We start from the raw sequence: 22,153 nt of genomic DNA, 5'->3' as shown, positions 1-22,153 counted from the left end.
GTTGACGCGATTTACAAGCCAGATAGGTGACAACAATAATTAAACTAATCAAAAAGCTGTTACGCAAAACCAGAACTAGTCAACCACCAGTTGATTTTAGCTATATTATTCCGCGCAGCCATCACAACTTATCAAAAACAGACATCAGTGCTAATGCCTTAAAAGTGTTGAATCGCCTTAATAGCGCAGGATTTCAAGCTTATCTGGTTGGCGGCAGCGTACGCGACCTTTTATTAGGTAAAGCTCCTAAAGACTTTGATATTGCAACGAATGCCACGCCAAATCAAATTCGAAAACTATTTCGTAACGCCCGAATTATTGGTCGCCGGTTTAAGTTAGTTCATATTATTTTTCATCGTGAAATTATCGAGGTCGCTACTTTTAGAGGAACTGATAGCCAAGAAGTTGATGAAAATCAACAAACGAATGAGAAAGGGATGCTTGTTCGTGACAACGTTTACGGTACTCTAGATCAAGACGCATGGCGACGCGATTTCACTATCAATTCGCTTTATTACAACATTGACGATTTTTCCATAGTGGATTTTACTGGGGGGGTGAATGACGTCCATCAGCGCACCATTCGATTAATTGGAAATCCAATAACTCGCTACCAAGAAGATCCAGTCAGAATGTTACGTGCCATTCGTTTCAGCGCCAAATTGCACTTTGAAATCGCAGAGGAAACAGCAGCACCTTTATTTGAATTAAACCATTTAATTAGGCATGTCTCTGGCTCCCGTTTATTTGATGAAACTACCAAACTTTATCAATGCGGTGAGTCAGAATCGGTGCAATGTTTATTGGTAAAATATGGTTTGTTTGCGCAGTTATTCGAACAAACTCATCAATTATTATCAAGCGAATACCCCGTTAATGCACTGCTAGGCATTGCCTTAGAGAGCACTGATACCCGCATTCGCGATAATAAACCTGTGACGCCCGCTTTTTTACTCGCCGTACTGCTTTGGTTTCCACTCAAGGATAAAGCCTTATATTTACAAAAGAAGGAAGGTCTCGATCCCCTTCCTGCGTTAGAGAAAGCAATGTCCTTGGTTATCAGCGAACAAAATCAAGTGATCACCATACCTAAACGGTTTAGCCAAGTTATACGAGAGATTTGGTTACTTCAATTTCGTTTTCCAAAACGTTTGGGTGGTCGAGCTTATAATCTCTTACAACATCCCAGATTCCGGGCAGCATACGACTTCTTAGCTTTACGCGCGCTTGCCGGCGATGAATCGATGGAGTTGGCACAATGGTGGACTACCTTTCAAGAAGTAACAGACACCGACAAAGCAAACATGATTGCTGCTTTACCTGCCTCACAAGCCTCTGCAAAGCAGCGACGACGCCGTAAGCGCAAAGGGGTTACTTCATGACCCTTTGCTATCTAGGCCTAGGTAGTAATTTAAATTCACCAGAGCGTCAATTGCGACGCGCAGTTAATGTCTTGCGCAAGCTCCCAAAATCATGCATCACCCAAATAGCCAGCTTTTATCGGAGCGAGGCGTGGGGAAGAAAAACTCAACCTAAATTTTGCAATACTGTCATCGCGTTGCAAACCCAGCTGTCCCCGCAACAACTACTTTGTTATTGCCATAAGATCGAGCACCAACAGCAGCGCGTTCGCCGACTGCAATGGGGATCAAGAACACTGGATATTGATATTCTTTTATATGGTACACAAAAAATCGCTACGGTTGACCTAAAAATACCGCACCCGCGAATTACGGAACGTGATTTTGTATTTCTTCCGTTATTAGAAATCGCCCCTTCTCTTACGATCAACGGCTTAAAACTTAAGGATCTCATTGCAAATAAGCCTTGTTCAGCTCAAAAAATGAGAATTTAGATCAATCTTGACGAGAACCTCTACCAACCCTCCCTCGACTCACGACAGTAAGTGCTATCCTGCGCATAAACGAAAGTCCATCCCTATTTCGAATGGGGGATAAAAATCTCTCATTTTCTTTGTTCTTACACTACACTTATGCTAACTGGATAGCTTTTTAAGCGAGGGAATCGTGTACACCACAATCTTACATCCCACCGACTTACGCGAAAATCATTTTGATATGTGCAAGCAAGCCTTGCAAATTGCCACGTCCTTTAATGCCAAACTGCATTTACTGTACGTCATCGAACCCCCTTCAACCTACCAATTAGCTCAAGGCTTGGGTTTTGCAGAAATAGGAGTGCCAGCGAAAGAGGATGCGCAAACGGTAATGAACTATCTTGGCGATGCGCTTAATATCCCGGCTGGACAATTGCATGTGGAAGTTGGTTCAGCGAAGAAACAGATTATCGATATGATTACGAATTTAAGTTGCGACTTGGTGATTATTGGTAGCCACACGCCCGGTGCTGTCCCTGCTTTTCTCGGCAGTACTGCATACGCAGTATTTCATCAGGCCCCTTGTGATGTACTCACTTTGCGGGCGAGGGAAGAATAAGAGTATACTTTTTGTCATCCTGGGCAGACCGATTGGACAAATGTCGTCCTGAGCGTAGCGAAGGATCTCCTAAAGCAAGGTACTGCCAAGAGTCAGGAGGTCCTTCGCTTTGCTCAGGATGATTTTTACAAAAACTGCTTTTTATGGTGAATCGCCTATCTCAGGATTATTTGCTGGATAGCTGTTGATTACTGAAGGAAATCCGGTTGTTAAACCGGGTATATCAATTCTAGATGGATCCCAGCCCTTGCTTTGCAACTCCCCAGGTAACCAGAATCCGACCGTGTTAGACAACATTTCACGAGAATCTTGTAGCGAATGTTTAAGCCGAACCATAAAATCGTTAATGTCATTGGCCGTAGAATAATGATAATCACCTGGAAGTGCTGGCCGATTAGGAAGGTAAATGGTCTCCAAATCCGTAAACACTTCATCAGCAATTCGCGTGCGGTTATAAATGCTGCCCCATACCATTGCTACATAGTATTGATAAGCTTCAGTGGGAAGAGGATTTTGTCCGACTTCACTCATGACCTTCGCATAAGGTGCGATAATGATTCGGTTAGTGGGAATTTTGCCATTTGATAAGGCACTAACAAAAGTGAGCATCCAATTCGTTCCACTTGTTAAACCAGCGGAAACATTGTTGCCGGCAACATTTCGCACAATCACCATGGCTTTGGGCCAATCCAAATTTAAATGAATAACCTCTTCATAAACCTCCATCATGCTCTGAAGCGCAGTCAGCATAAAAGTCCCAACCATGACCGAATTATAGGGAATAGGGTATTCTTTATTACCATTTAAAAATTGCTCTTGAACGGAATTCAAATCAAAATTGCCTGTTTTTTGCACAGACACGATGTAATTTCCAGCCATCGACATGGCGTAATCAATCATTGCTTGAATTTCTTTTTTATGCGGTTGCCAAGGTTTTATATTGACTTGATCTAGCCAATTATTTGATTGTTGAGCATTTAAGCGCTTTACCCTTTTAATATCCGCTAATAATGTAGCCATTGCGAGTTTCCAAGAGGGATCCCCATTTTGTTTAATCTTTGCCAAATAAGAGAGCGCAGGACCCACATGAGAAATTGCAGTTAATTCAAAAAAGCCAGTCGATCGATTGGTGCGCAGTAATTTAGAATACAGTAATTGCTTATCCTGGTCATAAATATAAATTGAGGAATTAAGAATGAGAATTAAAGGACCATTGAAAAGGGGCTTGTCGGCTTGCGTTTTTTCTGACTGAATCAAGTACTGAGGAATAGTTTTTTTATCTTTAGGAAAATCAGGCTCATTTGTTCCCGTAAAATCAAAGTATAAATTCATAAATTCTTGCGGAGTGGTATAGGATGCCGCGTGAATTTGTGTCGTCACTATTAGCAATAAATTGATTAAAAAAAACCATCCCTGTCGCTTCATTTTTCCTATCGCTTCTTTACCCTTTTCATTAGTCGTTTTCTCTTTTTTACTTGCCTATCGGTCAGCTTATTCTTTTTATCTTTAAAGGGATTTTCTGAGCCTTTAAATTCTAATTTTAAGGGGGTTCCCACCAAGCCAAGATGCGATACAAATGCCTTAATCAGATAGCGCTTATAGCTGTCCGGTAACGCATCAAGCTGATTACCATGGATCACGATAATGGGTGGATTATGACCACCTGCATGGGCATACCTTAACTTAATTCGCCGGCCACTCACCATCGGTGGCGTATGTTGAGTGACAATGTCTTGCAACAATCGTGTCAGTTGTGGCGTTGAAAAGGCTTGGGTTGCCGAACCATAAGCTTGTTCAATGTCTTTAAATAACAACCCTACTCCACTGCCATGCAATGCTGAAATAAAACGAATTTTTGCGAATTGAGCAAACTGCAGGCGGCGGGTCAATTCAGCTCGAACATGTTCTTTATGCTCTTCATCCAGGCCATCCCATTTATTAACCACAATCACTAAAGCCTTACCTGCTTCAATAATAAAACTTAATAGATGCATATCCTGTTCAGTCAATCCCTCTCGGGCATCGAGAAGCATCATGCACACATGGGATTCTTTAATGGCTTGAAGTGTCTTAATGACTGAGAATTTTTCAATCTTCTCTTCGACACGCGAACGTCTGCGTACCCCTGCCGTATCAATGAGAATATAGGATTTTTCATCACGCTCAAAAGGAATAGCGATGCTATCGCGTGTCGTACCAGGCATATCATAAACAACAACCCGTTCCTCTCCCAAAATACGATTTATTAAGGTGGATTTTCCAACATTGGGACGTCCTGCAAAAGCAATTTTTATGGCTTTACTCGACTCCTCCTCTTCCTCCATTACATTGGATTCTAGAGGTAAAGCACGGAGTAATGAATGCATGCCGCGCCCATGCGCTGCAGAGATAGGGTGAACTTCGTTCAAACCCAAAGATTGAAATTCAGCGCAAGCGATTTCCTCATTCAGGCCATCCGTTTTATTGACCACAAGAAAAACGGGTTTATTTATTTTGCGCAAACGTTGAGCAATATTTTCATCGATACCTGTTAAACCTGCTCGACCATCAACTAAAAACAAAACAATAGTAGCCTCATCAAGCGCCAAACTGGATTGTTTTGACATTAATGCATCAACGGCTAAATCATCAACACCAATACCACCTGTATCCACAACAATAAAAGACTTGTCTTCAAAGTAGGCTTGGCCGTACTGTCTGTCGCGAGTTAATCCAGGAAAATCGGCCACCAAAGCATCTTGGGTCTTTGTAAGCCGATTAAAAAGCGTCGATTTTCCTACATTAGGACGGCCAACTAAGGCAATAACTGGAATCATTAATTAACCCACTGAATAACGACTTAATTTGCCATCAGCCGACATGACATAAATAGTATTCCCCGCAGCTGAAGGCGCAGTCGTAATCGCACCGCCTACTTCCGTACGTGAAATTAACTCCCCATTTTGGGTTGCTAAAACATGAAGTAATCCTGTTTTATCACCAACGACTAAACGGTCTCCTACCAGGACTGGTTCCGTTAAGCCTCTCGCCTTCAAGGCGACCTGCTTCCAATTAACCTGCCCATTTTGACGATTAATTGCCCAAACAATATCATCACTGTCCGTTAAATAAATAGTTTTACTGTCAATGGTCATGTTTCTATAAACAGAGGCTGGCTTACGCCATATAAATTGACCATCCGTTAACGATAATGCACCAATATAGCCTTGATAACTCGCCAAGTAGGCCACGTTACCCCGCACAATGGGATCAGCATCAATGTCGACTAAGCGTTCAACATCACTTGCTCCACTGGCATAAGCGATACTGCGTCGCCAAACTAAACGGCCTGTCTGGATATCCACTGCATCCATCTTACCATCGGAATAACCCACCAAAACTAAATTACCAACGACTACTGGCGATGAGCTGGCTTTTAGAATTAAGCTGGGGGCTCCATGATCAGATAACCATAGTTTCTCACCATTCGCTAAGTTAAAAGCGTATAAATTGCCATCAATTGTTTTGGCAATTATTTTGTTCGCTGTTATCACTGGTTTAGCAAGAACCTCTCCAGAAAGTTTTTGCTGCCAAAGTTGACTACCATCAGCTTGTTTTAATAAGACGATAGCAGAAGCATCCGTACCCACTGCAATGACACCAGCGGCTACGGTTGGGCCACTGACCAAACCATGATCTAGGTTTTTAGACCAAAGTAATTTACCATTGCTTCGATTGATCGCCTGTACTAACCCACTCGCGTCAGCAGTATAGACCACATTACCTACAATCTCAGGTATTAATTTGAGATGGGCATTATTTTTTTGTGAACCACCTATCGGTACAGACCATTTTTCAACTACTTTTGCTTTAGGAGTAATCGGTTCCAAAGCCGCTGGTGCCGGCGTATTGTCTTTACCCAGCATATAATCATCTACTTTAGAACAAGCTTGCAATAAAACACATACCGTCAAAATGACCAATTTTTTGTTAATGCGCAACATATTTCCTCTTACTTAAACTGATTGAATACCTATTTTCTCGCAATCCCAGCGAAATCTAACCGTTCGATCACCCCATCAAGCGAGCGACTTCCTTAAGGATTACGATTGTAGCGTGCTCTCATTTGCATTCACTGATTGAGCAAGAGCAGCCAACTCATTTGTTTTCATTTCAAGAAAAAGATTGCCCATTCCATTAGTTCTCACTTCCGTTATCGCTTCCTTATACGATTGAATTGCTTGCTGATAATTTCCTGTTGCAGCATAAATATCGCCTTTTAATTCATTAATGACAGGCATATAAACAGAATCATCCACTACAGCCAGTTCGGCTAATGCTTTGTCATAGGCTTTTTGGGCTGCAAATAAACGAGCAATGCGTAATTTAGCCACTTGCTTTAGTGACTGCATTTTTGAATGTTCAGCAACGTATTCTAGATTTTCGCGTGCCTTATCATACTGATCATTGGTGACTAACATTTTGGCTAAGGTCAAGCGAGCAGCATCCGCATAAACTGTCTTTCCATAATCTTTAATTAATTGGTTTGCATAAGATTGGATATTGTTTTCATCTTGATTTGAAAAAGCAACCATAAGCCGCTCATACGCTGTCGATGCTTGCGTGCTTATTTTTTCCTGATGCCAATTCCAATATTTAAATCCGGCAGTAACCAGCAATACCAGGGATAAAATAACAGTAATCACATTACTGTATTTATTCCACCAATTTTTTATTGCTGCTAACTGTTCTTCCTCTGTCATATAAACAGACATTCTACTCTCCCCTGCACGTAAGTGCTCAACCCCTACTAAGCTTTTTATAACCACCTTGAGCCTAACGATGGATCTCTTGACTCCTGGCAATAGCCTCTTTAGAGCTCCTTCGCTATGTTTAAGACGAAATTAAGCCGACGTTAACTCATTCTGCAAATAACCAATCAACTCTTGCTGCAAGAGAGTGACCTGCTCTTCTTGCTGACGCAAATTTTTGATACTAATTGTCCCCTGTGCAACTTCTTCCTCTCCTAAGATTAAAGCAAACGCTGCCCCGCTTTTGTCCGCTTTACGAAACTGGCTTTTAAAGCCACCGCCTACTGTGTTTGTAATGATCTGCCAATTTTGATTCGCATTACGCAATTTTTCAGCAATTATTAAAGCGTTTTGCATTGCCTCGTTGCCATTCGCAATGATAAATACAGCAGGAGCTTGGACGTTATTTTGCGCTATCGCTAGCGTTTCTAATAATAGGAGCAATCGCTCAGCTCCCATCGCAAAACCAACAGCGGGGGTTGGATTACCCCCCAAATGCTCGACCAGCGCATCGTAGCGCCCTCCTGCGCAAACCGTTGCTTGACTGCCTAATTTCTCAGTGACCCATTCAAAAACAGTGTGCCCATAATAATCTAAACCACGCACTAAAACAGGATTAATGGAATAGGAAATCCCTAATTGAGTGAGTCCCTCACATAAGTCAGAAAAACGCTGCCTACTCTCCTTACCCAGTGAATCGATCAGTCGCGGCGCTTCATTGATTAAGGATTGCATTTCGGGATTTTTACTATCGAGAATCCTCATCGGATTTCGATCTAAACGCCGCTTGCTATCATCATCCAGTTGATCAAAATGAAGTTTGAAATAAGCGATTAATTTCTCTCTATATAACTGGCGCTCACTTAACTCACCTAATGTGTTAATTTGCAACTGAACGTCGTTCTCAATACCTAATAAAGCCCATAACCGCTTGCAGATCGCTATCAATTCGAGCTCTATCGCTGCACCGTCGATGCCCAAAGCTTCTACGCCAAATTGATAGAATTGCCTATACCGACCTTTTTGTGGCTTTTCATGTCGAAACATAGGACCGATATACCACAATTTTTGCTGCTGATTATGCAATAAGCCATGCTCCAAACACGCACGTAAACAACCCGCTGTGCCCTCAGGCCTTAAGGTTAAGCTATCGCCATTTAAGTCGTTAAAAGTGTACATTTCTTTTTCAACGATATCAGTGACTTCACCAATTGTCCGTTTAAACAGTTGAGTGCTTTCTAGCAAAGGGAAACGAATTTCTTCATAACCGTACTGCAAAAGACAGCGGGTGAATAGTTCTTCAAGTCTACGCCATGAGGGAGTTTGCTGAGGTAAAATATCATTCATACCTCTTATTGCTTGGATTCTCTCAGCCACCTTTTGTCTCCAACGGTGTTATCTGACTATTATTAGGAGTAAGCATGGAACGCATTTTAGAAAGATCTGTTAACCTAATTTCGGCTTCTGTCTTCGACGCTTGTTCGGCAACCACCGGGGCATTTTTAGCAGAAAAAATTTGGGTGCTGTCTTTATTTTTCTGCCACCAAATGCCAACAGCAACCACTGCAGCCACCGCTATTAAACCGGTTAATATGCGAACTGTTCGCTCTCCTTTGTTTGATTCTCGCTTGCTTTGCCACAATGCCTTTTCCAATTTTCGCTCCGTGGAGTGCATGCTGTTAAATATTTCCAATAAGGGATCAACCGGAACGCCCAATAATTTGGCGTAGGCGCGAATATAGCCTTTGATAAAAACAGGCTCAGGCATTTGATCATAGTCGTCCGCCTCAAGAAGCTCAATAATTCTAACGCGTAAATGAAGCTTACCGGCGACGTACTCCTGGCTATATCCTTTTTTTTCGCGCACGCGCGCTAATTGCATGCCGGGTTTTTCTGAAGTACCGTTATGAATTTCATCCATTATTACTGTTGTCATTCTTTTCTCCGGTAGAGTCCGTAAAATGATTTAGCCTGGTCAGCCGTTGTTTATAAACTACCTCAAGTTTTGTTTTTCCCGCTTTATGCGCTGCTTCTATTGCTATGCCCAGCAACTTAGAATCATTCATAGTCATTTCAGCGTAATTTTGCAAGTCCATTACGGCTTTTTCTGCATGCCCCTGTTTTAGCTCTATTTTGACTAACTCATAAAGCGATTGTTTCCGCTGTGGATCCTGTTTTAGTGCTTTCACAAAATAACTTCTGGCTTTAGTGTAATCCGGAATAGCCGCCAAACATAATCCTGCGTTTTCATAGGCTCCAGCGGAGTTAACATAATACACATCTTTGACTGCGTTTAAGAAATACCCTTCGGCTTGCTTATATCGGCCTAATCGGCACAAAAAAGTACCATAGTTGTTGAGTTGTGCTCCGCTATTAGAGGCTAAAGATAATGCTTTTTTGTAAAAAATACGAGCTTGTTTTGTATTTCCTGTCATCTCAAAATAATAAGCCATTGCTGCGTTTACCTCAGATGACTTGGGCGCTAATTTTAAAGCAGCAAGCAACTTACGCTTAGCCCTTGGCCTATCTCCCTGTTTGAGATAAATCATGCCCAATTGAGTATTGTATGATGCCGCGTCTTTTTGCTTTTGGGCCTGCATAGCTTGCTCTGCATTCACTGTCATTTTTGATTGACACGCCTGCAGTAATACTAAGCCAAAAATGAGTAACAGCCGGAATAAATTTAACACAATTATTCGTATTGCATTTTAAAGATTGGCCATTATAACCATTAAAGAAAAGTTACGCACTCTTTTCGCAAGGCAAAACGCATCTAATTTTTGAATGTAATGACCTCTCTTTTTTCAGTAAATCTCAAGCTATTCTGCTCTTTCGATTTGCTTTTTAGGCACAAAATGCAATTTTTGCCAGCGTCGTGAACGACTTGTTCTATCTTTTACTTCACCAGCAAGTTGCCCGCATGCAGCATCAATATCATCGCCCCTTGTTTTACGCGTGATCGTATTAATCCCTTTCGCCAGCAATCGTTCACGGAAAGTATCAATGGCTTGCTGGGAAGAGCGTTCATATTCAGTCATAGGGAAAGGATTAAAAGGGATCAAATTAACCTTGGCAGGCACGTCGCGTAATAATTTAATGAGCTGATCTGCATGCTCTGGTTGATCATTAACCCCTTTTAGCATCACGTATTCAAAAGTGACTCTTCGCTTGGATTCGTTTTTAAAGTACCTTTTACACAGCGCCATGAGCTCAGCTAATGGGTATTTTTTATTGATCGGTACTAATTGATTACGTAACTCATCGTTTGGCGCATGCAAGGAAACCGCTAAAGCGACAGGACTAACTTCCCGTAAGCGCTCAAGCTCAGGTAAAACGCCAGAAGTACTTAAAGTGACCCGCCGCTTCGATAAACCATAAGCGAAATCATCCATCATGATATCCATGGCCGCTACGACATTATCAAAATTAAGTAAAGGCTCACCCATGCCCATCATGACTACATTTGTTATTTTTTTATCATGGAAACCGTTTTGTTGAGACAATTCGCGTACAGCTAACCAAACCTGGCCAATAATTTCTGCAATGGATAAATTTCGATTGAATCCTTGCTTTGCTGTTGAACAGAAGCTGCAATTCAATGCGCAACCTACTTGCGAGGACACACAAAGCGTCCCACGGTTGGTTTCAGGTATAAAAACCGTTTCAATGCAATTCCCGCAATCGAGTTTTAGTAACCATTTGCATGTTCCATCGCTTGATTTTTGGCAAGTAATGATCTCGGGAAGCCGAATCTCTGCTATCTGATTAAGACGCTCGCGTAACGCCTTACCTAAATTACTCATCTGTGAGAAGTCATGAAATCCGTATTGATGAATCCACTGCATGACCTGCTGGGCACGGTAGGGTTTTTCTCCCAATTCGCTGAAAAAATCACGCATTTGTTGATGATTGAAATTCAATAAATTAATTTTCTGATTCATCACTTACTCCACTGAATTTCATAACACTCACAACCTGCCATTAAGTGAAGGTAGTGAATCTTATCGCTACGTCCCGCGGACAGGCCGCGGCACGTGGAGCGATGGCTATGTCCCGTCCAGACCACTTACATCGAAGATGCCTATAAATGAATTATCGCTCACAAACTTCATGCGGCTCAAAAAAGAAAGCAACTTCTTGAGCAGCCGTTTCAGCACTGTCAGAACCATGAACGGCGTTAGCATCGATGCTGTCTGCAAAATCCGCGCGAATAGTACCGGGAGCAGCTTCCTTAGGATTAGTAGCGCCCATCAGTTCACGATTTTTAGCAATTGCATTTGGGCCTTGTAATACTTGAATCATGACAGGACCAGAAATCATAAAGCTCACTAAATCATTAAAAAAGGGTCTTGCTTTATGAACAGCATAAAAACCTTCCGCTTGCGCTCGGGTGAGGTGGGCCATTTTTGCAGCAACGATTTTGAGCCCAGCTTTTTCAAATCGGGAATAAATTTGGCCAATGACGTTCTTAGCGACAGCATCGGGTTTAATAATGGAAAGGGTTAATTCATTTGTCATAAAGACGCTCCGATTAATGATAGATTAAAAGCGCGATATTATACACGAAGTGTCTGCTTAATGGATAGTAATCTCTCAGTGCGATTCGCTCAATCCGCTTCATGAATGTCATCCCGAGAAAAGCAAGGGACCTCCCGACCTTGGCTGTAACTCTCAGGGAGATCCTTCGCTTCGCTCAGGACGACAATACAACTTCATCCCGAGCAAAGCGAGGGACCTCCCAACCCTGACTGTAACTCTCGGGGAGATCCTTCGCTTCGCTCAGGACGACAATACAACTTCATCCCGAGCAAAGCGAGGGACCTCCCGACCTTGGCTGTAACTCTCGGGGAGATCCTTCGCTTCGCTCAGGACGACAACACAACTGTCATCCCGAGCAAAAGCGAGGGACCTCCGACTCTTGGCAGTAACCCCATCCAAGGAGGTCCTTCGCTTCACTCAGGACGACAACACAACTGTCATCCCGAGCAAAAGCGAGGGACCTCCGACTCTTGGCAGTAACCCCATCCAAGGAGGTCCTTCGCTTCACTCAGGACGACAACACAACTGTCATCCCGAGCAAAAGCGAGGGACCTCCTGACTCTTGGCAGTAACCTCCGAGGTGCTCCCTCACGACGTTGCGACAACAGCATGATGCCTCCTGAGCAGGTTACCCTTTTTGCTCCTCCTCCCCAAGAGCTGAATCAAAATAAAGTGTTTCACGATTTTCCTCAGTCTGGGTAGAATCCGTATGGTATTCAGGGAGTAATTGAATCAATTCGTTCACACGCAGGATTAACTTATAAAAATCGGAGCGCCATTGACGTACTCTTGCTCCCATTTCATTCGCTTTGTTCGAAAAATTGGCGAGGGAAGACTCTATTTCTGATGAGAAATCAACCAATTTGGCGATTTGTTCAATAAAAATTTGTCTTGCCTCTTCGGATAACTTTCCTCCGATAATCTTTTCCGCACGAAGCCATGAATTATCTTTACTATTAATTTTATTTCCCTTAGACGAATCCGATTGAATTATCAATGCATTGACTGCTTGGATAATGACATTGTTCTCTTTATCCACGCCCTGTAGCCTTAACTCATCACGAATCCTTTTGGCTGCAGTCGCTAAATTTTTTTTCCATTCTGCTGCATACTCAATAAGATTCCTCTGGCATTCGGCAATGAGTTTATTATGATCGAGTTCGCATTGATGAAAATCATCCCCCATACTGACTAGTGTTCTGCGTTCATTTTCTAAATCTTCACGTGTAAGGGCACCTGGTGAATCTTCTGATTTACTGGTCTCACCCGACATTAAGTAATCAATGAATATTTTTTGCGCATAAACTTGATAATCATTTGCTTGTTGCAAAATAATCCCATTAAATACATTTCTTAATGGCACTTTTAACAAACGATGATAAAACGTGTTTGGATTTTTTATTGCAGCGATGAACTCTTCATGCTGTAGTCGAATTTTGTAATGCTCTAGAATTCGTTCAGCGGTTATCAAGCCATAAGTTGATAACCAGATTGATAACTCGTTACTTGTTTCTGCTGCACTCATTATTTGATCCAATTTGATTTTTCATTATCTGTAAGATATAAGGGCATTATTTTACAAAGTATAGTGTAAATTTGTTATGCTAAGCTCAGATTCAAATGATTTGCAAACGTTAATTGATTTTCTTCGCTTACCCACCCCAGAAGGTTGGCTCGATGCGGCTGTTGCCAATATACCCACTTTATTAATTGATCATGCGCATTGCGAACGAAAAGCAGCGGCGACAGCCGTTAATTTTATTTCTAAATACCCCGAAAAACCAGAGTTAGTTGAGGTCATGTCTCCTTTGGCAAGAGAAGAATTATTGCATTTTGAAAAAGTAACTCGCTTGATGGTTAATCGAAATATTCGTTTTGGTCCACTTCCCCCAGCTGATTATGCACAAAAAATGCATCGACTTGTCACTAAAGGGGGGTGTATAGAGCGATTACGCGATCAGCTCATTGTCGGTGCCATTATCGAAGCCCGCTCTTGCGAACGATTTAATGCGCTTATTCCGCGAATGAATGATAACGGTTTAAGTAAATTTTATGCTTCTTTGGTTAAATCGGAAGCGCGTCATTTTCTAGATTATCTTCGGCTGGCTAAGCGGTATGGTGGGGATATTGATGACCGCTTGAACGCTTTCTTAAAAATAGAAAATGCTTTAATTGGCTCAAAGGATAAGGTATTTCGCTTTCATAGCGGAATACCTGGATGAAAAAACTGTCTTTCTTTTTTCTACAACCTCAATTCATTCTTGGAGCAGGAGGATTATTCTCTTCTTCGTCGGCGGCTTGCTGAGTGGGACCACTGTAATTTATCTTCATACCCATGCGACTGGAGAGAAATTTCTCCAAACTGGTATCCACGTTATCATTTAACTCTTTGAATTTTTGAGGAGTCATCTTCACGCCATTTTTATCTTGTAAGACGAGTTGACCATTTTGCTGAAGAGCTTGGTAACCTTGAACTTTTGCCCAATCACAGATCCCTTGATTGAATAACCCCCCCATTTCGGGCCAAGTTTTATTATTTTTAGTTACAGAACTGGATAAAATGCCATTCTCATCAACGCCAGCACCAAAATTTATTTTCGCCAGTTCCTCATCTTTTACAAAGCGACGACTAATCTTATCCGATATAGCTTCTGCCCCTGCCACAACGGTTCTTTGCCAAAGGGCTTTTCCAACTCCTTTAACTGTATCTTCAAAAGGAAGTTTAAGAGGGTCATAATACAGGGCTTTATTTAATTCAAGTGAGGCAGATAAAAGGTTGTACATTTCCACAGCCCAGTCACTCGCAGCCCCCACCCCTTTACCAATCAAATGATCAGCTTTTCGTTCTATTTTTCCGACGATTTTCTTCCCGTTAGCGTCCACTTGAGTAAAAAATGGCTGATCATCGAAATCGTATTTATCTTTATTGGCTTCTTGTAAGCTTGCTTCTTCTTTTATCGCCTTATTCTTTTGCTTCATCTCTCTTGTCTTAGCGACAACCTCTTCTTTTAGTGCATCCTTGACCTGAGTATCTTTTTTGCTTTCAATTTCGCGTTTCTGGGCTTCAGTTAAATCGGCCATGCTACTGTTCCTCTAAAAATCCAAATGAGAGAATTCAAACCTGTTTGACTTATAATAACACAATACTTTCGGGCTTTCATCCCAATCGCTTAAGACATAGCGATCGTACACACTTCCATTATAGACATAATTGCTTAAGCCAACCTTATGCGTATGACCATGGATTAATACAGTGACTTTTTTTTTTCGCATATGATCAATCATGGGCTGCAAAACAACATCCATTTGCGCCATTGTTTTGCTGCGATTTGTTTGGCTTCTTTGTCGCACACTGGCAACCATTTTATTACGTACTCGAAAAGGGATCCGCAAAAAAAGCTTAGGAAACCAACGATTCCTGGTTATGCGTCTAAACCATTGATGTCCCTTATCATGAATACAATACCGATCCCCATGAACAAGTAACACTTGATGTGATCCTAATTGAATCACAGTGGGATCAGGAAGAATGGTCATGCCTGCGGATTGAGCAAATCGAGGACCCAGTAGAAAATCACGATTCCCGTGCATGAAATAAAGGGAAACTTTCTGCTCAGATAACCATCTAAGCCGATGAGCGATAGTCTGACTCCAAGAATCCCCTCCATCATCACCCGGCCAGGCGTGAAAAAAATCCCCCAAAATATAAACAGATTGCGTGTTTATCGCTGCCCAATCAATGAAGTGATTAAAGCGAGCCATAATCATTGGCTCTTCGGGATGAAGGTGCAAATCAGAAATAAAAACTGCTTCAAAAGGCTTATTTGGCACCATTAACATAAAGGCTCAATGTGAATGTGTTCATCTTGCAAATAAATTTGACAAGGACCTTGATGCGGTTCGATTGCATCGCTTAAACGGTAATAACCAGCGATGGATACCAATTCTGCTTCTAAGGATTGGCAAAAAATTCTCGCTTGTTTATCACCCGAGATCCCCGCGAGTGCCCTACCTCGCAATGCGCCATACACATGGATATTGCCGTCTGCTAATAATTCTGCACCATGGCTAACAGAAGCAGTGATGACTAAATCCCCTCCTTTACTTACTACTTGTTGACCAGAGCGTACAGGAGTGGTGAGCAATTTGGATTTAATTTCGACAGGAGTGGTGGTTTGCTCTTCTACTTCGTTTTCGATTAAATCTTTATCTTGCGTTGAAGAAGTGTGTAAAACACCCAATCCTTGACATTGTGCGACTGTTTCAAGGAAAGGGCTAGCCCCCTGAACAGCCACAGGAATTAAATTATGCTCGCGCATCGATTGACAAAACGCTTGCAAATCAAAATCAACCTCTTGCAATGCACTACAATCTAAAATAATAGGTGTTTTATCGAAAAACCGAGGTGCTTTTAGGATCATTTCATCCAATTGCTGAGCAAATAAAACACGATCATGATTCAGTAATTGCAAAACTGTAAAAGTATATAATCGACCTTTAAGCTTAAAAGCCTGTGATTTCAATACATTATCGGTCATAACTAAGATATCCATCACCCCATTTTTTGTTTATACTAACATGAGGGGAGCAATAACAGAAGGACATTGATGTGGAGAAGGTGTGGTTAAAATATTATCAAGATGGCGTACCTCATGAAATTGATATCAATGAGCACTCCTCGCTTGTTTCATTATTCGAAGATTCTTGTCATAAATATTCTAAAAAGGTTGCGTATGTTAACTTAGGATGTGAAATCACTTACCATGAGCTTGAAGAAAAAAGCCGCCAATTCGCCGTTTATCTGCAGCAACAACTTGAGTTAAAACAAGGCACGCGTGTAGCACTGATGATGCCTAATCTCCTGCAATACCCCATTGCTTTATTTGGCATTCTGCGCGCTGGCTGTATTGCAGTGAACACTAATCCACTTTATACCATTAACGAATTTGTCCATCAGATGAATGATTCTGGTGCTGAAGTTTTAATTGTTCTCGCTAATTTTGCCCACACTGTTGAAAAAGCACTGCCTCAAGTTAAGACAGTTAAACACATTATTGTAACCCAAATGGGTGACGTCTTCCCATTAATGAAACGATTCATTGTTAATGCAGTGGTTAAATATGTAAAAAAATTGGTCCCTCCCTATACCCTTCCGCATGCGACTCACTTTAATGATACACTTAGCTTTGGACGCAAAGGCCATTTAACCCCAGTTAAATTAGATCATCACGATATTGCTTTCCTTCAATACACTGGTGGAACTACGGGTATCGCAAAGGGGGCTATTCTTACTCATGGCAATATGGTAGCCAATGTATTGCAAGCTTCTGCTTGGATTTCTCCATTAAAAATAGACGGGGAAGACATCATCATTACTGCCTTGCCTCTTTATCATATTTTTTCCCTCACGGCGAATTGCCTGACTTTCCTTAAAGCAGGAGCGAAAAATATTCTCATTACCAATCCGCGTGATATTCCTCATTTTATCAATCAAATTAAAAACACAGGCTTTACAGCCATTACCGGTGTAAACACCCTATTCAATGCCCTTATGCATAACCCCAAATTTCAACAAGTTGATTTTTCAAAATTAAAATGCGCCCTATCAGGTGGAATGGCTTTGCAAAAAAGTGTGGCACTTAAATGGCGAGAAATCACCAAATTCCGCATCTTAGAAGCCTATGGATTAACGGAAACCAGTCCAGCAGCAACCATCAATCCCATGTACCTGGATGAATATAATGGCAGCATTGGATTGCCCATCCCTTCCACAACCATTTCTATCCGCAATGATTCCGATGTTGAGGTACCTATTGGTGAAGCGGGGGAATTATGCATTAAAGGTCCTCAAGTGATGCAAGGTTATTGGCAACGACCAGAAGAAACTGCTTTAGTTTTTACTAACGATGGTTTTTTAAAAACAGGGGATATCGCCTGTGTGGATGAGAAAGGCTTTGTGTATTTAGTTGATCGCAAAAAAGATATGATTGTCGTTTCTGGCTTTAATGTCTACCCTAATGAAGTGGAACAAGTGATTGGCATGATCCCTGGCGTGCTAGAGGTAGGAGTGGTGGGTATCCAAGATGAAGAGTCTGGTGAGCGAGTGAAAGCTTGCATCGTAAAAAAAGATCCTACCCTTACCGCTGAACAAGTCATAGCCCACTGCCGTGAGCACTTAACGGGTTATAAGATACCGAAAGTGGTCGAGTTTTATAAAGAATTACCTAAAACCAATGTGGGTAAAATTTTACGTCGAGCATTAAAAACCAATGATGAAAAAATGAAAGAAGCGAGTATGGCATAAAATTCATAGGTTAGGGTCTTACCGAGTCGTCTTCGACAATCAACTGCATCATGATCCGAGCGGTCGCACCCCAGACATAATGACTGCTCGCAACAAACCGGTAGGTTGTAAAATTCAGACCAAAACGACTTATTTGGATTTTCTCATAGTTGGACGCCTTAATGATCTCGCTCATGTGTAAATAGTAGACTTCCGCAACTTCATTTCGGTCCGCGTGATAAGGCGATAAATTTTCAATCGTGGCAAACCAGGGATGAATGAGGTATCCGCTTAAAGTGCGCTCCGTTCGCAATGCTTTTTGTAAGACGATTCTTGCGGGTGAAATTCCAAGCTCTTCTTGCAATTCGCGTAAGGCCGTATCGCATAAAGTTCTATCACCCACTTGCCAACGGCCTCCAGGAAAACAAATTTCTCCCGGGTGGTTGCGCAAAGTGTGACTTCTTTGTGTCAGCACTAAAGAATCACTTGCTAACTCATGCAGCACGACAACTGCCGCATCGATAGGCGTTATCTTTTCAGTTAAGTCCATTAATTATTGCCGCTATTTTGGTAAAACATTCAAGGTATTCATCTTCCCAATTGGAGTCAATCACTATTCCACCTCCAGCAGCCATATGCAAGATCTTCTCGCGAGCTACTACGGTACGTATGGCAATATTACTATCAAAGCGACCATGCCTGGAAAAATAACCGATAGAACCGCAATACACTCCACGCGCATAAGCCTCTTGTTCAGCAATGATGCGCATTGCTTCCAATTTGGGTGCACCCGTAATTGAGCCTCCAGGAAAGCACGCGCTAAATACATCCATCATTGATTGATCTTCTAAAGCAATGGCTTCAATGTTACTGACCAAATGATGCACAGCCTGATAACTTTCAACTGCGCATAAATCACGGACATGCACCGAACCGGGCTTAGCAATTTTCCCCAAATCATTGCGGAGTAAATCCACAATCATGACATTTTCAGCTTGATTTTTGCTGGAAGCCAATAGACTGTTGCGCAACAGCTCATCCCGTTGAGGATCCGATGAGCGCTTCTCTGTTCCCTTGATGGGTGAGGTGAGAAGTTTGTCTTTATCCATTACCAGAAAACGTTCGGGTGAAAAACTTAAAATGTCTGCATCAGAAAAGTGTAAATAAGCTGAATAAGGAACTGGATTTTTCGTTCTTATTTTCTTGTACATCACCCAAGAATCACCTTGGTATTCAGCATTAAACGGTTGGGTAAAATTGACTTGGTAAGTGCGCCCTTTTTTTAAATCCTGATGGATTGCATGAAATGCGTCTTGGTACTCTGCTTTAGTGATTAGGGGTGTAAATGGCTTTGTTAACCCAAAAGGACGGTTGTAATCGCCAACTTGATGCCAAACAGAAAGTACCTCTTTAACTATCAAAGGCGTTTCAGAGCGTGTGTTCGCTGCAAAGACATACACTTTTTTTAAGTGATGGTCACTGATGATCGCCCAATCGTACAGACCAACATGAACCACAGGCATGTTTTCGAGACTGGGCTGTGCGACCGAATGTGCTCCTGTTAAATTAGCTGCAAAATCGTAGGAAAAATAACCAATCGCTCCTCCCTGAAAAGGAAGATCAATCGCTGACACGGTCTGGGGGAGTCGTTTTTGCAGTGCAGCAAAAACGTGATGAAATCCAGAAACATTTCGCTCTATTTTGAGCTCTTCATAAGGCAATGCACTGACGATATCGTAACGCCCCCTTAAACGATCATTACTCTCTAAGAGTACGAAGCCCGATAAGGTTGCTAATTTTTGATAGTGTTCTATCAAATCCTCTGAATAAGTTAAGTTAAAAATCTGAATTTCAGCCACTCTTTATCCAATTAGTACGAAATTAAAAAAAAACACTTTACGTGCACAGGGAATAAATTGTACATTTCGGTTTCATTTTCTCAAAATATAAACAATCATGCGTATTTTTATCTCTACCCTCGCTTATCATGGAGCTCCTCTTCTTTGGGAATATGATGAAACCCAAGACAAAGCCACTTGCCTTTTCGAAGTGATGCCTAACTCTGCGGGATCCTCTTCAGCAAGCGCAGGCCAGAGTTTAAGGAAATTCCTTGTCATTGATCACTTACAAAAACGAAAAATTGCAGGAGTGGAAATCAATAGTGAAAAAGCTTCCATCACGATTTCCCATGTTAAATCCTATTTTGGAAAAGAGATACAGTTTATCGACGCCCCATCACCCATTTCACCCCTTGATATTAAAAGCATAGCTCCTGCACCTTCACCTCGCTCAATACCCTTTCCTCGACGCTTAACTGGGGCAAGCGCACACGCTGGTAGCCATATAACGCCAAGTGCTTCTCACGATGCTTCTCGTGTGAAAACACCAAGATCAAGAACCAACTCGAAAGCGTTTTTTGAGATCTCCACTATCAACACCTCTCCTGTCCCAACAAAACGAGCCCAAGACGCTGCTACGCCATCGACGCAAACAACCAAAACCAGTTCTGGCGAAGTAATGGGGCTGCAACTTGAAGCAATACTTCCTGAATCCATTGATTCAAATCTTCGAGGAGATACCCTGCGCTATCTACCCGACGGAGAAACAGACCACTGTTATTTTCTAAAAAAATTCATTTCAGATTTAGAAACGCGACGAACGGTTTTTGATTCACCCTCAACGTTTACAAGAAAAATGAGCTACCTAGAAGTAGGTGAACTCATTCCTGTCAAAGAATTACAGATGATTTTAATAAAAGAATTGTTCAATAAAATCCTAGCACCGCTCTACAAAAAACAACCGGTTGATTCTTCACTGGTCGATTTTTTCCAGAAAGCCATCAAAGAGGTCATGCGTAATGAACCTGAATTTTATGCTGGATTTAAATCACACAACTTAGGTCCAACTTTCTACGAGGAACGATCCAGAAAAGAGTTAGAAGAAGAGTTTGGACAAGATCCGCATCGCATGAACGATGCCATTCATCAAGTTTTATTCGCCCGAGCAAGAGGCTTAATCCGTAATTTTCGTTTTTTTATCACCAGTGATATTAAAAGCTATCAATTAACCCCGGATACGAGCGTACAAGCTGAACTAGATAGTTTAAAAACAGCTCTACAAGGAAACAGAGCGTTGCTTGCTGAAGCGTGTTTATTATTGGAGCAATTAACCGAGTTAACTGCAAAGTCAGGTCGAATAGCAACGAAACACCTATTCATTGATCAAACAATAAAAGAGCAAATAAAAGCAAAAACCGATCTTTCGTTAAGCGCCTTAATGCTTCAATACGCGCATTTTGACACCATTGAAGTAGGCCTTTTAGAACAGGCAAAAGCCAGTCCAGAATTACAAAAGCTAAGCGAAAATTTAGAACATCTCAAAATCGACGGAAAATCATGCTTTAGTTTCCTACTCAATTTCCTTCAACTAAAATACCCTCATGGCAAAGATGAAAATTTGCAAAAATTAACAGGGGAAGTAATTGAAGAAACCGCTAAGCTTTTAAGAGAAGTTTTCTTGATGGATATCCAGGCTCCTCCTATTCGATATCCTGATGAGGCCGATTTTTATCTTCCGCAAGAGATGATAGAACAACTTAAAACAAATCCACCCAATCTTGAGAAACATCATGACCGAAAAAAGCATAGAGAAGAATTGGTGACCCTTTGTTCACAATGGATTTACACAGCAATTGCCTCCAAACTACTGAAGAGCAGCCAAGCCACACCAGAAGAAAGTGCTCCTCCCCTCCTTCGACGCCGGTCCAACACAGACTCTTCTAGCAAAATAAAATTTAAAGAGAATGGGGATAGCGGGTTGTCATCGGATGAAAAACCGCTCACCTCCCCACGAAAAGCGGGGTTGTTTTCTATCACTAAAAGCAAATCATTAAGGGATGTGTCGTCGGATAAAATTACCCGAACGCCAACAATCGAACAGCCATCCACAGATGCGCCAGCTAGCTCTCAATTCAGTTGAGGTAAGTTGCACTCGACCTAATAATGCAGCCTTGAGCTTTTTTTAACTACTCCGACGTCTCCTGAGCTTATCCATGGGATGTCGGAATGGGTTTTAATCTTGAAAGC

The 22,153-nt window shown here is 41.8% G+C and carries 21 protein-coding genes; 6 read left to right on the top strand and 15 right to left on the bottom strand.

Features of this window, described 5'->3' with window-relative positions:
* Nucleotides 1-56: 56 nt before the first annotated feature.
* The 3 genes from pcnB to B5D33_RS04240 all read left to right on the top strand — a co-directional run bounded on the left by pcnB (nucleotide 57) and on the right by B5D33_RS04240 (nucleotide 2,456).
* Nucleotides 57-1,382, top strand: a complete 1,326-nt coding sequence (gene pcnB, locus B5D33_RS04250; RefSeq protein WP_058451774.1) for a polynucleotide adenylyltransferase PcnB — start codon at nucleotides 57-59, stop codon at nucleotides 1,380-1,382.
* A complete protein-coding gene (folK, locus tag B5D33_RS04245) occupies nucleotides 1,379-1,855 on the top strand; it encodes a 2-amino-4-hydroxy-6-hydroxymethyldihydropteridine diphosphokinase (protein WP_058451758.1) in 477 nt (158 codons plus the stop codon). Before pcnB ends, folK begins: the two co-directional genes overlap by 4 nt.
* A 172-nt stretch (nucleotides 1,856-2,027) precedes the next feature.
* On the top strand, nucleotides 2,028-2,456 hold the full coding sequence (locus B5D33_RS04240; RefSeq protein ID WP_058451757.1) for a universal stress protein: 429 nt from the start codon (nucleotides 2,028-2,030) through the stop codon (nucleotides 2,454-2,456).
* A 141-nt stretch (nucleotides 2,457-2,597) separates the two neighbouring features.
* Here the strand turns inward: B5D33_RS04240 and B5D33_RS04235 are convergent, their stop codons facing one another.
* The 10 genes from B5D33_RS04235 to B5D33_RS04190 form a co-directional block, all read right to left on the bottom strand.
* Complete coding sequence (locus tag B5D33_RS04235) at nucleotides 2,598-3,881, bottom strand: DUF5624 domain-containing protein (RefSeq protein WP_058451756.1); 1,284 nt, start codon at nucleotides 3,879-3,881, stop codon at nucleotides 2,598-2,600.
* A 5-nt stretch (nucleotides 3,882-3,886) separates the two neighbouring features.
* Nucleotides 3,887-5,272: a ribosome biogenesis GTPase Der gene (gene der / locus B5D33_RS04230; protein ID WP_058451755.1), complete on the bottom strand. Its 1,386-nt coding sequence runs from the start codon at nucleotides 5,270-5,272 to the stop codon at nucleotides 3,887-3,889.
* A 3-nt stretch (nucleotides 5,273-5,275) separates the two neighbouring features.
* Nucleotides 5,276-6,430, bottom strand: a complete 1,155-nt coding sequence (gene bamB, locus B5D33_RS04225; RefSeq protein WP_162263016.1) for an outer membrane protein assembly factor BamB — start codon at nucleotides 6,428-6,430, stop codon at nucleotides 5,276-5,278.
* 108 nt (nucleotides 6,431-6,538) lie between these two features.
* Nucleotides 6,539-7,210 (bottom strand): YfgM family protein, encoded by a 672-nt coding sequence (locus B5D33_RS04220; protein WP_058451753.1) that lies wholly within the window; start codon nucleotides 7,208-7,210, stop codon nucleotides 6,539-6,541.
* A 129-nt stretch (nucleotides 7,211-7,339) separates the two neighbouring features.
* Complete coding sequence (gene hisS, locus B5D33_RS04215) at nucleotides 7,340-8,623, bottom strand: histidine--tRNA ligase (protein ID WP_058451752.1); 1,284 nt, start codon at nucleotides 8,621-8,623, stop codon at nucleotides 7,340-7,342.
* Nucleotides 8,616-9,182, bottom strand: a complete 567-nt coding sequence (locus B5D33_RS04210) for a helix-turn-helix domain-containing protein (RefSeq protein ID WP_058451751.1) — start codon at nucleotides 9,180-9,182, stop codon at nucleotides 8,616-8,618. Before B5D33_RS04210 ends, hisS begins: the two co-directional genes overlap by 8 nt.
* Entirely contained in the window at nucleotides 9,160-9,936 is a 777-nt protein-coding gene (gene pilW / locus B5D33_RS04205; RefSeq protein ID WP_058451750.1) for a type IV pilus biogenesis/stability protein PilW, read from the bottom strand. The genes B5D33_RS04210 and pilW overlap by 23 nt, the downstream gene beginning before the upstream one ends.
* A 129-nt stretch (nucleotides 9,937-10,065) precedes the next feature.
* Nucleotides 10,066-11,187 (bottom strand): dual-specificity RNA methyltransferase RlmN, encoded by a 1,122-nt coding sequence (gene rlmN / locus B5D33_RS04200; RefSeq protein ID WP_058451749.1) that lies wholly within the window; start codon nucleotides 11,185-11,187, stop codon nucleotides 10,066-10,068.
* A gap of 151 nt (nucleotides 11,188-11,338) precedes the next feature.
* Nucleotides 11,339-11,764 (bottom strand): nucleoside-diphosphate kinase, encoded by a 426-nt coding sequence (ndk, locus tag B5D33_RS04195; RefSeq protein ID WP_058451748.1) that lies wholly within the window; start codon nucleotides 11,762-11,764, stop codon nucleotides 11,339-11,341.
* 649 nt (nucleotides 11,765-12,413) lie between these two features.
* The gene (locus B5D33_RS04190; protein WP_058453835.1) at nucleotides 12,414-13,310 is read right to left on the bottom strand and encodes a hypothetical protein; all 897 of its coding nucleotides are present in this window, start codon (nucleotides 13,308-13,310) and stop codon (nucleotides 12,414-12,416) included.
* A 76-nt stretch (nucleotides 13,311-13,386) separates the two neighbouring features.
* On the opposite strand from B5D33_RS04190, the gene B5D33_RS04185 reads away from it, so the two are divergent.
* Nucleotides 13,387-14,007 carry a MiaE family protein gene (locus B5D33_RS04185; protein ID WP_058453836.1) on the top strand — a complete coding sequence of 207 codons (621 nt, stop codon included), beginning with the start codon at nucleotides 13,387-13,389 and terminating at the stop codon, nucleotides 14,005-14,007.
* 28 nt (nucleotides 14,008-14,035) lie between these two features.
* Here B5D33_RS04185 and B5D33_RS04180 read toward each other — a convergent pair whose 3' ends face one another.
* The 3 genes from B5D33_RS04180 to minC are packed head-to-tail and all read right to left on the bottom strand — an operon-like array spanning nucleotide 14,036 to nucleotide 16,323.
* On the bottom strand, nucleotides 14,036-14,866 hold the full coding sequence (locus B5D33_RS04180; protein WP_058453837.1) for a hypothetical protein: 831 nt from the start codon (nucleotides 14,864-14,866) through the stop codon (nucleotides 14,036-14,038).
* A 12-nt stretch (nucleotides 14,867-14,878) separates the two neighbouring features.
* On the bottom strand, nucleotides 14,879-15,625 hold the full coding sequence (locus B5D33_RS04175; protein ID WP_234802452.1) for a UDP-2,3-diacylglucosamine diphosphatase: 747 nt from the start codon (nucleotides 15,623-15,625) through the stop codon (nucleotides 14,879-14,881).
* Nucleotides 15,619-16,323, bottom strand: a complete 705-nt coding sequence (gene minC / locus B5D33_RS04170) for a septum site-determining protein MinC (RefSeq protein ID WP_058453838.1) — start codon at nucleotides 16,321-16,323, stop codon at nucleotides 15,619-15,621. The genes B5D33_RS04175 and minC overlap by 7 nt, the downstream gene beginning before the upstream one ends.
* A gap of 71 nt (nucleotides 16,324-16,394) precedes the next feature.
* On the opposite strand from minC, the gene B5D33_RS04165 reads away from it, so the two are divergent.
* Nucleotides 16,395-18,089, top strand: coding sequence for an AMP-binding protein (locus B5D33_RS04165; protein WP_058453839.1), 1,695 nt, complete (start codon nucleotides 16,395-16,397; stop codon nucleotides 18,087-18,089).
* 10 nt (nucleotides 18,090-18,099) lie between these two features.
* Here the strand turns inward: B5D33_RS04165 and B5D33_RS04160 are convergent, their stop codons facing one another.
* Both B5D33_RS04160 and pabB read right to left on the bottom strand, forming a co-directional pair.
* Entirely contained in the window at nucleotides 18,100-18,618 is a 519-nt protein-coding gene (locus tag B5D33_RS04160) for an NUDIX hydrolase (protein ID WP_058453840.1), read from the bottom strand.
* Entirely contained in the window at nucleotides 18,605-19,927 is a 1,323-nt protein-coding gene (pabB, locus tag B5D33_RS04155) for an aminodeoxychorismate synthase component I (RefSeq protein ID WP_058453841.1), read from the bottom strand. The genes B5D33_RS04160 and pabB overlap by 14 nt, the downstream gene beginning before the upstream one ends.
* Before the next feature lie 97 nt (nucleotides 19,928-20,024).
* On the opposite strand from pabB, the gene B5D33_RS04150 reads away from it, so the two are divergent.
* Nucleotides 20,025-22,046 (top strand): hypothetical protein, encoded by a 2,022-nt coding sequence (locus B5D33_RS04150; protein WP_058453842.1) that lies wholly within the window; start codon nucleotides 20,025-20,027, stop codon nucleotides 22,044-22,046.
* The last annotated feature ends 107 nt before the right edge of the window (nucleotides 22,047-22,153 follow it).

The sequence above is a fragment of the Legionella maceachernii genome, from assembly GCF_900167045.1.
Lineage (GTDB): Bacteria > Pseudomonadota > Gammaproteobacteria > Legionellales > Legionellaceae > Tatlockia > Tatlockia maceachernii.
This window is presented reverse-complemented; position numbering and strand designations above follow the sequence as displayed.